The 14,520-nt window shown below is 49.1% G+C and carries 11 protein-coding genes; 6 read left to right on the forward strand and 5 right to left on the reverse strand.

Annotated elements, in window-relative coordinates; genetic code table 11:
• The first annotated feature begins 2 nt into the window (after window positions 1-2).
• From NYE54_RS13010 to NYE54_RS13030, 5 genes are all read left to right on the forward strand, one after another.
• Window positions 3-971: an ABC transporter ATP-binding protein gene (locus NYE54_RS13010; protein ID WP_076321034.1), complete on the forward strand. Its 969-nt coding sequence runs from the start codon at window positions 3-5 to the stop codon at window positions 969-971.
• Window positions 964-1,953: an ABC transporter permease gene (locus NYE54_RS13015; RefSeq protein WP_339272247.1), complete on the forward strand. Its 990-nt coding sequence runs from the start codon at window positions 964-966 to the stop codon at window positions 1,951-1,953. Before NYE54_RS13010 ends, NYE54_RS13015 begins: the two co-directional genes overlap by 8 nt.
• Window positions 1,954-2,068: 115 nt before the next feature.
• Window positions 2,069-4,048, forward strand: a complete 1,980-nt coding sequence (parE, locus tag NYE54_RS13020) for a DNA topoisomerase IV subunit B (protein WP_339272249.1) — start codon at window positions 2,069-2,071, stop codon at window positions 4,046-4,048.
• An 11-nt stretch (window positions 4,049-4,059) separates the two neighbouring features.
• Window positions 4,060-6,519, forward strand: a complete 2,460-nt coding sequence (gyrA, locus tag NYE54_RS13025) for a DNA gyrase subunit A (RefSeq protein WP_076321037.1) — start codon at window positions 4,060-4,062, stop codon at window positions 6,517-6,519.
• A 417-nt stretch (window positions 6,520-6,936) separates the two neighbouring features.
• Complete coding sequence (locus NYE54_RS13030) at window positions 6,937-7,368, forward strand: MarR family transcriptional regulator (RefSeq protein ID WP_339272251.1); 432 nt, start codon at window positions 6,937-6,939, stop codon at window positions 7,366-7,368.
• Window positions 7,369-7,523: 155 nt separating this feature from the next.
• On the opposite strand, the gene NYE54_RS13035 is transcribed toward NYE54_RS13030, so the two are convergent.
• From NYE54_RS13035 to NYE54_RS13055, 5 genes are all read right to left on the reverse strand, one after another.
• Window positions 7,524-7,604, reverse strand: coding sequence for a carbohydrate-binding protein (locus NYE54_RS13035; protein WP_339273484.1), 81 nt, complete (start codon window positions 7,602-7,604; stop codon window positions 7,524-7,526).
• A gap of 204 nt (window positions 7,605-7,808) precedes the next feature.
• Entirely contained in the window at window positions 7,809-8,528 is a 720-nt protein-coding gene (locus NYE54_RS13040) for an RNA pseudouridine synthase (RefSeq protein ID WP_098743124.1), read from the reverse strand.
• A gap of 4 nt (window positions 8,529-8,532) precedes the next feature.
• A complete protein-coding gene (locus tag NYE54_RS13045) occupies window positions 8,533-9,396 on the reverse strand; it encodes a class I SAM-dependent methyltransferase (protein WP_339272253.1) in 864 nt (287 codons plus the stop codon).
• A gap of 124 nt (window positions 9,397-9,520) precedes the next feature.
• Window positions 9,521-10,039 carry an N-acetyltransferase gene (locus NYE54_RS13050; protein ID WP_339272255.1) on the reverse strand — a complete coding sequence of 173 codons (519 nt, stop codon included), beginning with the start codon at window positions 10,037-10,039 and terminating at the stop codon, window positions 9,521-9,523.
• A gap of 71 nt (window positions 10,040-10,110) precedes the next feature.
• A complete protein-coding gene (locus NYE54_RS13055) occupies window positions 10,111-12,078 on the reverse strand; it encodes a DNA mismatch repair protein MutS (RefSeq protein WP_339272257.1) in 1,968 nt (655 codons plus the stop codon).
• A 559-nt stretch (window positions 12,079-12,637) separates the two neighbouring features.
• Here NYE54_RS13055 and pepF point away from each other — a divergent pair.
• Complete coding sequence (gene pepF / locus NYE54_RS13060; RefSeq protein WP_339272259.1) at window positions 12,638-14,440, forward strand: oligoendopeptidase F; 1,803 nt, start codon at window positions 12,638-12,640, stop codon at window positions 14,438-14,440.
• Window positions 14,441-14,520: the final 80 nt, after the last annotated feature.

Here is a 14,520-nt window from a genome sequence, read left to right on the forward strand (position 1 = left end):
CGATGAATGAACAAGCTCAAGAAATCGTACTATCTGTCCAGCATGTAAAAAAGAAAATCGGTCGAAAATGGATTATACATGATGTGTCGTTCGACGTGCGCGCAGGCGAAATTTTCGGGTTCCTAGGGCCGAATGGGGCAGGAAAGACGACTACAATCCGCATGCTTGTGGACCTGATTAAACCGTCCTCCGGCAGGATCGAGGTCTGCGGTTATGATGTGAACCGCCAGCAGGAGCAGGCGCTGCGTTATATTGGGTCCATCGTGGAGAATCCGGAAATGTATTCGTATATGACGGGATGGGAAAATCTTGAGCATTTTGCACGAATGCAGCCCGGCATTGACCAGCAGCGAATACAGGAAGTTGTGGATACGGTGAGATTGGATCGAAGAATTCATGACAAGGTGAGCACATATTCACTGGGAATGCGGCAGCGGCTCGGGATAGCCCAGGCCCTGCTCGGCAGACCGAGGCTGCTCATTCTGGACGAGCCGACGAACGGTCTTGATCCGAAAGGGATCAAAGAGATGCGACAGTTCATACACCAATTGGCCGAAGAAGGGCTGGCTGTTTTTGTCTCCAGCCATCTACTGAGCGAAATTCAGCTGCTATGCCATCGCGTGGCGATCATCAGCAGCGGAAGAGTGCTTGCGGTTGGCGAGGTCGAAGAGTTGATTGCCGGCAGCAGTGATCATGTTATCTGGGATCTAAATCCTGCCGCGCAAGGGAAACGAATATTGCAAAAGCTGGATTATTGCCAAATTGTCGACCGCCCTGAGGAGGTGCTCGACGATAATTTGCTTGCAGGCATGTCTTCGGACGCTATTGTAACTCGTATGAGCGCTACATACACGTCTAGAGCTGTGGAACGGCTGGTAGCCGCGGGAGTACAGGTCCGGGAGGTTCATCGGATCAATCCTACGCTGGAGCAGCTATTCCTGCAGATGACGGAGGGTGAGAGCATTGAGTAACCTGTTGCCCCTGATCAAGAACGAGTGTATCAAAATTATCAAACGAAAGCGGTTCTATGTTGTCCTGCTCGTTCTTCTTGTTCTGGTTCCCATGTTTACCTATGCCCAGATGAAGTCGGCTGAACGAAGCCGGGACAAGTTCAACAGTGACTGGCGGCTTGAGCTTCAGCAGCGAATCACGGATAATGAGAATTCACTTAGCAGTGAGAGGGTACCGGATGAATGGAAACGATACAGGCAAATCTTTATTCAGCAAATGCAGTATTATTTGCAGCATGATGTGAATCCTAATCAACCAAACGGGGTTACGTTCACACGTGAATTTTTGAATAATGCGATATCTCTGTTTATCCCGCTGCTCATTATGGCCATCGCTTCGGATATCGTTTCCGGCGAACGGACGACCGGTACCATCAAGATGCTGCTGACAAGGCCTGTGAAGCGATGGAAGGTGCTGCTGAGTAAACTGATCGCCTTGATCATGTTTACGTCTCTTATTGTCGTTTCCACCTTTGTCATAGCCTATCTGATCTCCGGTCTTGCCTTCGGATACAAGGGGTTTGACATACCGGTATTCACGGGATTCCAAATTGTTGGTTCTGATGTGGATATGTCTGGTGTTCATGCTGTTCCTCAGTGGAAGTATTTGCTGATGCAGGGCGGATTGGTGTGGTTTGTCGGCGTATGTGTCGGTATGCTGGCCTTTATGGTGTCCGTGCTGGTTCGAAGTACAGCGGCGAGCATTGTGATTATGATGGCCGCATTAATTGCCGGAAATATTCTGACGAATATGGCATCGGCGTGGAGCAGCGCGAAATATTTGTTCATGGTAAACCTGAATTTGACCAATTATTTAGCCGGCAATTTGCCGCCAATTGAGGGGATGACTTTGAATTTTTCCCTTGTGGTATTGGCCCTCTGGGCAATTTGTGCGGTTATTGTTTCATTCAGTGTCTTTACGAGAAGGGATATCTTGAATTAAAATGGACAAAGCATGAAACATTTGTTTGCATTTTTTAGAGAACAGCGTTCTTCTAAAATATTGAAATGTAGAAATAGAAATACACTAGATACGTGAAATTGAAGGAGGAGCATGAATGGTCGAACAGATCGATATGTTTGCAGAGTCATCGAAGAACGGCGGTAACAACCGTTCAGGATACGATGCTGACGACATTCAAGTGCTCGAAGGCCTCGTTGCGGTGCGCAAACGGCCAGGCATGTACATAGGGAGCACAAGCTCGTCAGGCTTGCATCATCTGGTATGGGAAATTGTGGACAACGCCGTAGACGAGCATTTGGCCAAGTACTGCTCGAGAATTGAAATTACATTGCATAAAGACGGGTCCGCGACGGTATACGATAACGGACGCGGTATTCCAACCGGAATGCACAAGACAGGCATCCCCACCCCGCAGGTTGTTTTTACGATTTTGCATGCCGGCGGTAAATTCGGCGGTTCCGGATATAAGAAGTCCGGCGGTCTTCACGGCGTTGGCGCATCTGTGACCAATGCGCTGTCCGAGTGGCTGGAGGTGGAAATTTACCGTGATGGTAAAATTCACCGCCAACGGTTTGAATACTGGAAGGACAAAAAAGAAAAAGAGCATGTCGGGGAACCGGTAACGGGCCTTGAAGTGCTTGGTAATACGAACAAAACCGGGACGAAGATTACGTTTAAACCGGATGCACGCGTGTTTACCACGGGAACGCACCTGAACTACGACACGCTTGCAGAGCGCTTACAGGAAATTGCCTTCCTGAACTCCGGACTTCGTATTGTATTGAAAGACGAGCGCAGCGGCAACGGGGAAGAGTTTTTCTATGAAGGCGGCGCAAGCCAGTTCGTGCAGTTCTTGAATGAAGGCAAGGATGTGCTGCATGATGTGATCCATTTTTATGCGGAGAAGGATGATATCGAAGTTGAAATCGCCCTTCAATATAATGCAGGCTATACCGAAACGTTGGCTTCATTCGTTAACTCCATCCCGACGCGCGGGGGCGGTACGCATGAGACGGGTTTTAAGACAGCGTATACCCGTGTCATGAATGATTATGCCCGCAAGAACAATCTTTTGAAGGAAAAGGACAAGAACCTGGAGGGGAATGATCTTCGGGAAGGCATGATGACCGTCATCAGCGTTAAGATGGCTGAGGTCGAATTTGTCGGCCAGACCAAGGACCAGCTGGGAAGCGCCTCTGCGCGCAGTGCGGTTGACAGCATTGTCACGGAGAAGATGCAAATCTTCCTCGAGGAGAATCCGCAGATCGCACAAACGCTGTTAAAGAAGGCCATTCAGGCCTCCAAAGCGCGTGAAGCGGCCCGTAAAGCAAGAGATGAGATGCGCACCGGCAAGAAGCGCAGCGAAAGCTCCAATCTGGGCGGCAAGCTGACGCCGGCACAGTCCAAGGATTTTACGAGAACCGAATTGTTTATTGTTGAAGGGGACTCCGCTGGCGGCTCTGCGAAGCAGGGACGGGATTCGAAAATCCAGGCTATACTGCCTCTTAAAGGGAAACCGATGAATCCGGAAAAATCGAAGCTGGCCGACATCCTGAAGAATGATGAATACCGTGCAATTGTAGCGGCGATCGGAGCAGGAATCGGTACGGAGTTCACCGCCGGGGACAGCAATTATTCGAAAATTATCATCATGACCGATGCGGATACGGATGGCGCTCACATTCAGGTGTTGCTGCTTACGTTCTTCTACAGGTACATGAAACCGCTGATTGATGAAGGCCGCGTCTATCTTGCGCAGCCTCCACTATATAAAATCGCAAGCAAGTCCGGAAAGCTGGAGACGGTACGGTATGCTTGGACAGAAGGACAGTTGGCTAATTACTTGAAGGAATTCAAGAACTATGAACTTCAGCGTTACAAAGGATTGGGCGAGATGAACCCGGAGCAATTATGGGAAACGACGATGAACCCGGAAACACGGACATTGCTGCAGGTACAAATCGATGACGCTGCCAAAGCGGAGCGTCGTGTGTCTACGCTGATGGGGGATAAGGTAGACCCTCGCAAGCGGTGGATTGTAGAAAATGTCAACTTCGCGGAGTTTGAGGAATAGAAGGTGAAGGAATGAGTTTATCGGAGCAATTTTTACCGGCTTATCTGGAAGAGGTCGTAGGTGACCGATTTGGCCGGTATTCCAAGTATATTATTCAGGACCGGGCGATCCCGGACGTCCGTGACGGCCTGAAGCCCGTTCAGCGCCGGATTCTTTATGCCATGTACGATTCGGGTAACACACCGGATAAACCATATCGTAAATCGGCGAAAACGGTCGGGGATGTCATGGGTAATTACCATCCGCACGGGGATTCTTCGATTTATGAAGGTATGGTTCGGATGGCTCAGCCTTGGAAGATGGGGCATGTGCTTGTAGATGGTCACGGAAACTGGGGCTCCCAGGACGATGATCCTGCAGCAGCGATGCGTTATACCGAGGCCAGATTGTCGCGGATTGCCATGGAGCTGCTTCGGGATATCGAGAAGCGGACCGTGCTGTTTAAGGATAATTTTGATAACACGGCTAAGGAACCGGTTGTGCTGCCTTCACGGTACCCAAACCTGCTAGTGAACGGAGCTAGCGGGATTTCCGCAGGCTTCGCGACTGAAATCCCGCCTCACAATCTGCGGGAAGTGATCGATGCTTGTATTGCTGTCATGCAGAAGCCGGAGATTGAGCTGGCCGAGATTATGACCTTTATCAAAGGTCCGGACTTCCCGACCAGTGGAATCATTATGGGCGGCGAAGGCATTTTGGATGCCTATCGGACAGGCAAAGGCCGCGTTTATCTGCGGTCGAAGACGGATATTGAATCGCTTCGCGGCGGCAAGCAGCAGATTGTCATCACGGAAATTCCTTACCAGGTTGTTAAGTCCCGGCTTGTTACCGCTATGGAGAACATACGACTGGAGAAAAAGGTCGAGGGCATCGCCGAGGTTCGCGATGAGAGCGGAAGGGAAGGACTTCGCATCGTCGTTGAGCTGAAGAAGGATGCCGACGCAAACGGGATTCTTGCTTATTTGTTCAAGAAGACCGATCTGCAAGTTACGTACAACTTCAATATGGTTGCGATCGTGAATAAAACCCCTCAACAGCTGGGGCTTAAAGACATGTTATCCGCCTATATCGAGCATCAGCGTGAAGTCGTCACGCACCGGACGCAGTACGAGCTGGAGAAAGCAGAGGATCGGGCGCATGTATTGGAAGGCCTGGTGAAGGCATTAAATATACTGGATGAGGTCATTGCGGCGATCAAAGCGTCCAAGAATCGCCAGGATGCCCAGAACAATCTGCAATGGATGTTTGGTTTCACGGAGCGACAAGCCGATTCCATATTGACTTTGCAATTATACCGCCTTACGAACCTTGAAATTCATTCGCTGCAAAAAGAGCTGGACGAGTTGACGAAGAAAATCGAGGGCTTGCGTGCGATACTGGACAGCGATAAGAAACTGATTGCCGTCATTCGCAAAGAGCTGCTAGAAATTCGCGAGAAGTACGGCATCGACCGGCGTTCGGTCATTCAGGAAGAAGTGGAAGAGATCAAGGTTAATCTGGAAGTGCTGGTTAACGCTGAGGACGTGCTCGTAACTCTGTCTAATGAAGGCTATATCAAGCGTACCAGCATGTTATCCTTCACCCGAAGCGGCGGTGAGCTGGAAAGCTCAGGCGTTAAGGAAGGGGATTACATCACCCGACTGTTTGAAGTCAATACTCTGGAGAATCTGCTCATATTCACGAGCCGTGGACAGTATTTCTTATTGCCGGTTCACCAGATTCCGGAATACAAATGGAAAGATGCCGGTACGGCCATCGTGAACGTGATTCAGGTGCCGAAAGAGGATCACATCGTATCGGTCATTCCGGTTTCGAACTTTGAAGAAGAGGGCAAATCCCTTGTGTTCGTCAGCCGCAAAGGTCAGGTGAAGCGCACAGAACTCAAGGAGTATGTCACCAAGCGGGCCGGCGCTGTTGCGGCAGCCAAGGTTGCTGCGGAAGATAGCATTATCCAGGTCGTCGTAAGTGATAGCAGTAAAGATATTGTGCTGATCTCGAAAGAAGGGATGAGTATCCGGTTTAATGAGCAGGAAGTCAACGCCATGGGACGCGTATCCGGCGGGGTCCGGGGAATCCAACTCCGTGACGGGGACGAAGTCGTTGCAGCGTTATGGGTGGAGAACGATGAGGGTGAAATTTTAACCATCACGGATCTTGGCTATGGTAAGCGCAGCTTGGTGTTGGATTACCAGACGCAAAGCCGCGGCGGAAAAGGAATGGCTACATTTGAGTTTAAGGAAGGCAAGCGGGTGAAGCCTAACGGCAGCGCTATTGTCGGTGCTTTCTATTGCCGTGAACCGCTGCAGATTATGGCGTACAGCGAAGACGGGCAAGCTTATCTGATTCAGACGGAGAAAGTTCCGATCGCGGAACGTAAATCGATAGGCAAGCTGCTTGCCGATGTTGGCAAGCAAGGACAGATTGTCGATGTGGTAAGTCTTCCGCATGCGGAGTTAGGCAAAGAAAGTTAAACAAGAATGAATGAACATCCTTCGTTTAGGTAGTTTCAAGTTTGTTGTAAGATAGATGGGCGAAAAGCACCTTCGATGATATTTGTCGAGGTGCTTTTGCTATATTTTGTGTTTGCGTAATATTTGAACTGTTATTTATACTATTTGACATATGTCCGTCCATGTCGAAGTGAAGTGAACATTGAAAAACGCCGTCATATAAGGGCTGGCGGGTTTTGTCGGTTGGTTGGAAATTATATTTTTTAACGAAAAAAGAAGGATATTGGGAGGTTCCCCGCGAAAAGTTAATCCTATAAACTATTATGGAATCATGACTTGGGTTCAAAACGAAATCCATTCATCGAAGTACAGTGCAACATCCACGGATGGTATCCGATGTTTGATCATGACAGACATAATTGAAGGGACGGGATAAACATGCATACTGCCGAATTCGCCAAGGTGTGGTCCAAGCTGGCTAAGGATTATAAGCTCCATATGGAAGCCGGATTAGCACCGACATTGACGGAATCGCAATTGATGGTGCTGGAGGTGCTTGCTGAGCTAGAGCGAATGAAACCTTCCGATTTCATTCCTTACCTGGCTACAAGTCCGGCAGCCGTGACGATGCTATTGGACCGGATGGAGAAGAATGGATTGATCAAACGGGAACGGGACGAAAATGACAGACGGATCGTCTGGGTGACGATATCCTATAAAGGGCGAGAGGAATATACGCGCGGGTTACTGGTTAGGGATGAGTACCTTTCCCAAATTCTGAATCGTATATCCTCGCATAATCAACAGCTGCTTATCTATCTATTAGGGAAGATTAATACAGCTCCAAAGGAAGTTCTGGTTGAGGCGTGAGTTCTTGATGCTAACGTTGACGTTGCAAACGTAGAGAAGCCCCCTGGGCGACTGCATACGGCAGCTACCTTGGGGGCTATTACATATCTTCATTCTATTGAACATCAAGATCATGGTCACACCACGATTTCGAATGTTCACAAGACGTAATGGGATTAATTAAGCAACCACAAAGCCGCGACGTTGGAGGGTTCCCAACCAGGTAGGGATGTGTGGGCTTGGCGGCACTCATAGATATTTCTTCCATATGTGACTAAATCAACTAAATAATACTAAATTAATATATTTACTATTGTTTGGTATTCTTTGATAAAAGTAAAAGGATAATATAATATCATAGAGGGATAGAATATTACAATATTTTCCACGGTGAAACAGAGGCATGAAAAAACGAAATCCAAGGATGGATTTCGTTTTTTGAGTTCTATTGTATAGAACCGTTATGTGGCCTCCAGCTTGTCCATGGAGAAGAGACTCCAGGGATAGACGGATGCCGGCATGGAACGGATGGCGATTTCCTCTTTGGTAACGGGGTGCGGAAATCCGACCAATACGGACCATAAGGCAATCTGCTGCCCGGCTTTGTTCACCTTGCTTCCATACTTCTGATCTCCGAACAGCGGATGTCCCGCATGGCTCAGCTGTACACGGATTTGGTGTGGCCTGCCCGTGTGCAGCTCGATCAGGACGAGGCTGAAGCCTTCCGCCGTTTGGAGCACGGTGTAATCCAGAATGGCCTCCTTGGCCCCGTCGGTACCTTTAGAGGTGACATGGACGGTGTTGGTTTTCACATCTTTATACAGCATATTTACGAGCCGACCTGAGGTTTTCGAAGGAATCCCGTGAACGACCGCTACATACTGCTTGCGGAAGCTGCGATTGCGGACGGCTTCCGATAAACGGGATGCGGCTTTGGAGGTCTTGGCAAAGACCATCGCTCCGCCAACCGGACGGTCCAGACGGTGCACCAATCCCAAAAATACATTGCCCGGTTTATTGTAGCGCTCCTTGATGTCCTGTTTCAGAATCGTCAACATGTCGGGATCGCCGGTAGCATCCTCCTGGGAGGGGATGTTTACTGGCTTGGTTACACCTAACACATGATTATCCTCGAAAAGAATCGGCACTACCGGATATGCTGCTGGTTCCCGCTTGCTCATCGAATCAGGACTCCCATCGACCCAGGATGCCGCATGGCAGGTTCATACCGGAGCGGGTAATCGGCAATCCGATTTCACCCGCACTGATGATACCGCCGTATTTCGGCTTCATGGTCATGGTCAGCATGTTATTCAGAACGGTAGGGGAGATGCCGGTCGTATAGGAGTTAATCAGCATAAACAGCGGATTATCCGATACAATGCTCATGCAGCTTTCGAGAAATGGGTACAAGCTTTGTTCAAGCTTCCACGTTTCTCCACTTGGACCGCGGCCATAAGATGGAGGGTCCATAATGATCGCATCGTATTTGTTCCCTCGACGCTGCTCTCGTTGCACGAATTTAAATACATCATCCGTGATATAACGGATAGGACGGTCGGCGAGGCCGGACAATGCCGCATTTTCCTTGGCCCATTGAACCATCCCCTTGGCAGCATCCACATGCACAACCTGAGCTCCGGCCGAGGCGGCCGCGACGGTTGCTCCCCCGGTATAGGCGAACAGGTTCAGCACGCTGACCGGACGTCCGGCTGAGGCGATCTTATCCATCATCCAACGCCAGTTGGCTGCCTGCTCCGGAAACAAACCGGTATGTTTAAAATTGGTTGGTCGAATATGAAATTTTAATTGGTCGTATGAGATGGTCCACCGGTCCGGAAGCTGCTTTTTCATGTCCCATTGCCCGCCGCCGGACGAACTGCGGTGATAGTGTCCGTGAACACTGCGCCATTGTTCATCTTCACGTTCAATCGGCCATATGATCTGCGGATCCGGACGTCTGAGAATCACGTCGCCCCAGCGTTCCAGCTTCTCCCCGCCTCCGGTATCGATGACCTCGTAATCTTGCCAATCCTGAGCTACATACATGTTGAAAACCATCCTTCAAATAGTCATTTAGACTTTATTGTACAACATATCAGAAGCTGAATGCCACCAAGGATTGCCCGGCTTGACCAAACCTATTCGGATGATATGGACTTTGAAGCTCGACTTACCCCAAATCTTCGAATGCGGAGTGGAAACGGAATTCGCCATGCAGGTGGTTGAGTGCGCCTAGCTGAAGCTCGGCAACCATGAACACTTCATCGGAAACCGTGAATTGCGTTAAGTCGATCCCATAGGTTCTGGCCTGAACAAAGCCGTAACGGGGATAATACGCCGGATGGCCGAATAGAAAAACAAGGGGATAGCCATGCGAGAGGCACCGCCGTTTGCCTTCTTCAATCAAAATTCCGCCGATCCCTTGACGTTGATAATCCGGAAGCACAGCCAGTGGCCCTAGCGCAGCCACGTAATGGCTATGAATGCCGTCAATAAGGCTGGCCTGGCTGAACATAATATGTCCCTTGATGATCCCATCTTCTTCTGTAACGATTGACAATTCCCGTTGAAAGGTTTTGTCTTCCCGCAGCCGTTGTACTAGAAGCGCTTCTTCCTGTCCGGGAAAAGCCTGAGTGAGAAGGTCCTGGACCTTCTCATGATCGTTTATGGTTTCTGTACGTATGATCATCGTGATCTCTCCTCGCACGCAAATCCTGTGGATTTTTTATAGATATCCTGCGACTCATCCCAAGAGCTTCGTTACTCCGGCTTCGTTTCAATCTGCAGTCCTTCAACGTGCTTGCGGTTCATCAGTTTACGCTTCTTCAGGTTCTCTTTGCTCTCAAAAACGATATCAAGATTATAATCCTCCGGGTAAAGATCCTTGGCGGCAATATAAGGTTTCAGTCGTTTGTAGTTAATCTTCAGTCGATCCTTCTGAATCATAACACCGATATTTCCTCTACCGTCCATGGTTTCATACACGGTTCCGCTACGTTTCAAATAAGGCACATAGACACGATCGCCAAGTTGATAGAGGGAAGAGGGAGGATCTTCATCTTCATCTACATGATCTTGAACAATCACTAGCTCATCCTGTTCGTCTGTCGGTAAGGTAACGTGTTCTGCCAGACTCGCTTCTTCTGCCCATGCTTTGGGCTCTGAGCGAACATCATCTCTAAGGACTTTGTCGCCTCTTGCAGCTCCCGCTTCCGTGATTTCACGCGATCTGGTTATAATCGACTCCGGAATGCCCAGCTTCGCGGCAATGACAAAGGCATAACTGTGACCGGCTTCACCGATCCGCAGACGATAGAGGGGCTCAAGTGTGTCAGCGTCAAATTCCATGCGGGCATTCTCAAAGCCGGCTGTGCGCTCGGCAAAATTTTTGATTTCTGTAAAATGGGTGGTGACTACAACCGTTGCTTGACGTTGACTCAATTCCTCCAAAATGGCGATCGACAATCCAACGCCTTCACCTGGGTCCGTTCCGGACGCCATCTCATCGAGCAGTACGAGCGTGGACCGGCTAGCCGTCTGTAAAATGTCGCGGATGTTGCGTATATGTGCAGAGAACGTGCTGAGGGCATGCTCCAAGCTCTGTCCGTCTCCGATATCGACGGAAACCTCCTCAAAGATGGCGCAATGGCTGCCATCCGCTACAGGAACCAGCAGACCGGATTGAACCATGACCGTAATGAGTCCAACCGTCTTGAGCGCTGAAGTTTTGCCGCCGGTGTTAGGTCCTGTAATGATCAGGGTTTTATACCGCTTCCCGATGGTAAAGTCCAGCGGTACCATGGTGGAGCCGATTAAAGGATGCACCGCGGATTTTAAATGGATGAACCCTTCCTGGTTCAGGCTCACATTGCGCCCGCCGATGGAAATGGCATACTTTCCTCTGGCTATGATGTAATCGTAGACTCCAACAATGTCGGCATTGGTTCTCAGTTCGAATTGATATTGCTCGGCAAGTGCGGTTAAATCACTCAACACCTTTGTTTCTTCCCGAACTTCATCGGCATGGAGGAGAGTTAATTCCATCTGAAGTGCCTGCAAGTCGGAAGGCTCGATGAATACGGTCTGTCCGCTTGCCGATTCATCCAGAATCGAGCCATTCACGGATTTACGGTGTTCCTTCTTGATGGGCAGCACGTAACGTCCTCCGCGTTTGCTGATGACATGCTCTTGCATGATCCCTTTGTAACGGCTTATCAGGCTGTCGAGCTTGCGCTTGATCCGTTCCTCGGTCATGATGATTTTTTTGCGGACTTTTGCGAGATCTTTGCTGGCGCTATCCACGACACGTCCGCCGTGAATGCTGCGTTCGATTTCGGACAGAAGCGGACGCAGTTCATGCATGGAAGAGGCGTAGGAACTGATCAATGGAGCAATGTCGTTCTTGGCATTCATATATTGAATGAGCTGGCGGCAGCTTCTCAGATATTGGACCATATTCCCGAAATCACGCTCAGACAGGACATAGCCGGTACCGAGCAAATCCAGGACCGTTTTTATTCCCTCCAGTGAAGGAATAGGTACGCTGGCTCCGGTATGGAGCAAAGTTTTGGCTTCTACCGTTTCATTCAATTTATTGTGGATGGCTTTCATCTGGGTGAGGGGGGCCATCTTCTGAATATGCTCGACTCCCAGATACGATACGGCAAAGCGTTCAAGCTCGGTGCGTATTCTCTCATACTCCAATTTGTTTAATGCGAATGGTTTCATGGGCTTCATTCTCCTTTTGATTTATAAAATGGATGGCATACAATGCAAAAAAGGACGGAAAGCGAACTACTAAGGTTCGCTTTCCGCCCATAGACCGTTATTCCGATGGCATGGCGTTATGGGACAGCTCCAAATAACCCTTTTGCATAAAAGAGGGGAGACCCAAAAAATCCGCGCTGAACTCAGCACGGATGACCATATCATATCTGAATAAACCCTAAAGGGGCTTCAATTGATATCCGCAGTTCTTAACTAATTCAACGGATGAAATGAAAATCCATCAAAAAATAAACATATCCCAATACAGGGAATGCCCAAAATTTTACATTTCGATCCATATGAAATTTGGTTAGTTAAGAACGACCACCGACATCAAAATCTCTCCTTTAGATAAGAGTATAGAACAACTATATCCATAAATATGGTCCCAAGTCAAGGCCGAAAAGCGGATACGGTCCCTTGAAAAACTGTGATATGATGGAATTGTTATGCAGTTGCTATTCATTCGTAAATGCTGTCGTCAATCACGAGAGTAAAAGACACGAGAGGAGTTGTATCCATGGGGAAGTTGCTGACACGAAGTGAGGTTCCAATCGAGGCAACCTGGAATCTGGATGATTTGTTTGTCTCGCAAGAAGAATTCGAAGCGGGGTTAAAAGCGCTTGAATCGCAAGCTGCTCAATTGACACGATTCAAAGGTAGGCTGGGAGAGGGTGCATCTGTTCTTCTGGAATGCTTGAATGAACAGGAAGTTTTGATGGAAAGCATCAGCAAAGTTGGAGCGTATGCCAGATTACGGCAATCGGAGGACGGAACCAACCCGGCTAACTTGGCGAATTCGGCCAAAACGGGCGATGTTCTCTCACGCATCCAATCCTCTCTGACGTTTATTGTATCGGAGCTGCTGGATCTCGAAGATGGCGCCATCGAACATTACATAACGAAGGAAGAAGGGCTTGTTCCATATGCCCGAAGCTTGAAATTGTTGCTGGAAACCAAACCTCACCGCTTGAGCCCTGAGACGGAGAGCGTGCTAGCATCGCTAGGAGAGGTGCTCGGGTCCCCTTACCGCATCTATTTGCGCAGCAAGCTGTCGGATATGACCTTTGACGATATTCGAGTAAATGACGAAACCAAACCGGTCTCGTTCCGTTTGTACGAGAATTCTTACGAAATGTCCGAGGATACGCAGCTTCGACGCGAAGCCTATGCTTCCTTCACGAAGTCACTGCAGGGATCGCGCCATACCTTTGCAGAGGCTTACGCCACCGAAGTGAAGAAGCAAGTGGTGATGTCCCGGCTTCGCGGGTATGATTCCGTAACGGACATGCTGCTGAAGCCGCAGCAAGTGACCATGGAGATGTACAACAATATCCATGATACAATTCTGACGGAGTTAGCTCCGCATATGCGGAGACTTATGAAGCTGAAGAAGCGTGTGCTTGGGCTGGATCAAATGCTGTTCTGCGATTTGAAAGCGCCGATGGATACGGATTTCAATCCAAGCATCACTTATGAAGAAGCTTGCTCTACAATTTCCAGTGCTTTGTCGATACTGGGTCCTGAATACGGCGAGATCGTTCAATCCACGTTCTCCATGCGCTGGGTGGATTATGCCGATAATATTGGTAAATCTACAGGCGCGTTCTGTTCCTCCGTATACGGAGTACATTCTTATATCCTGATGGCATGGGCGGACAATATGCGCAATGCCTTCACGTTAGCGCATGAAGTCGGGCATGCCGGTCATTTGATGCTGGCAGCGAAGAATCAGCGTATCACCAATGCGCGTCCTTCCTTGTATTTTATTGAAGCGCCTTCAACGATGAACGAGCTGCTGCTGGCGGATCACTTGCTCAGTCAATCCGAGGATAAGCGGATGCGGCGCTCTGTTATTCTTCAGCTTCTGAGCACGTATTACCATAACTACGTGACTCACCTTCTGGAAGCGGAAATGCAGCGACGGGTATACAGCCATGCGATGGCTGATGAGCCGATTACCGCAGATGAGCTATCTGAGCTAAAAGGTGCCGTGCTATCCGATTTCTGGGGTGACGCGGTCGAGCTCGATGAAGGAGCGAAGCTTACCTGGATGCGGCAACCGCATTATTATATGGGTCTTTATCCATATACTTATGCCGCAGGACTGACCGCATCAACAGCTGCAGCACAATTGATTCGCGAGGAAGGACAACCGGCTGTAGACCGCTGGCTCCAAGTCCTTAAAGCCGGAGGTAGCAAGAGTCCGCTGGAATTAATGGCTATGGCGGGAGTCGATATGTCCACTTCTGAACCAATCTCCAAAGCGGTAGCTTATGTTGGCTCATTAATTGACGAATTGGAGTCTCTGTACGAGGAATAGTACCATTTGAATGTAGGAGAAAAGGGTGGTCAACAGCTCATTTGCTGAAGATCACCCTTTTGTTTGTGGAAGATATTGGA

This window comes from Paenibacillus sp. FSL K6-1330, from assembly GCF_037976825.1.
Classification (GTDB): domain Bacteria; phylum Bacillota; class Bacilli; order Paenibacillales; family Paenibacillaceae; genus Paenibacillus_AQ.

Bases quoted from the DNA above. Each gene is read 5' to 3' on its own strand.
- NYE54_RS13010 (WP_076321034.1), top strand. From the start codon at position 3: ATGAATGAACAAGCTCAAGAAATCGTACTATCTGTCCAGCATGTAAAA.
- NYE54_RS13045 (WP_339272253.1), bottom strand. From the start codon at position 9,396: ATGTATGTAGCTCAGGATTGGCAAGATTACGAGGTCATCGATACCGGA.
- NYE54_RS13040 (WP_098743124.1), bottom strand. From the start codon at position 8,528: ATGAGCAAGCGGGAACCAGCAGCATATCCGGTAGTGCCGATTCTTTTC.
- NYE54_RS13050 (WP_339272255.1), bottom strand. From the start codon at position 10,039: ATGATCATACGTACAGAAACCATAAACGATCATGAGAAGGTCCAGGAC.
- NYE54_RS13055 (WP_339272257.1), bottom strand. From the start codon at position 12,078: ATGAAACCATTCGCATTAAACAAATTGGAGTATGAGAGAATACGCACC.
- NYE54_RS13030 (WP_339272251.1), top strand. From the start codon at position 6,937: ATGCATACTGCCGAATTCGCCAAGGTGTGGTCCAAGCTGGCTAAGGAT.
- pepF (WP_339272259.1), top strand. From the start codon at position 12,638: ATGGGGAAGTTGCTGACACGAAGTGAGGTTCCAATCGAGGCAACCTGG.
- gyrA (WP_076321037.1), top strand. From the start codon at position 4,060: ATGAGTTTATCGGAGCAATTTTTACCGGCTTATCTGGAAGAGGTCGTA.
- parE (WP_339272249.1), top strand. From the start codon at position 2,069: ATGGTCGAACAGATCGATATGTTTGCAGAGTCATCGAAGAACGGCGGT.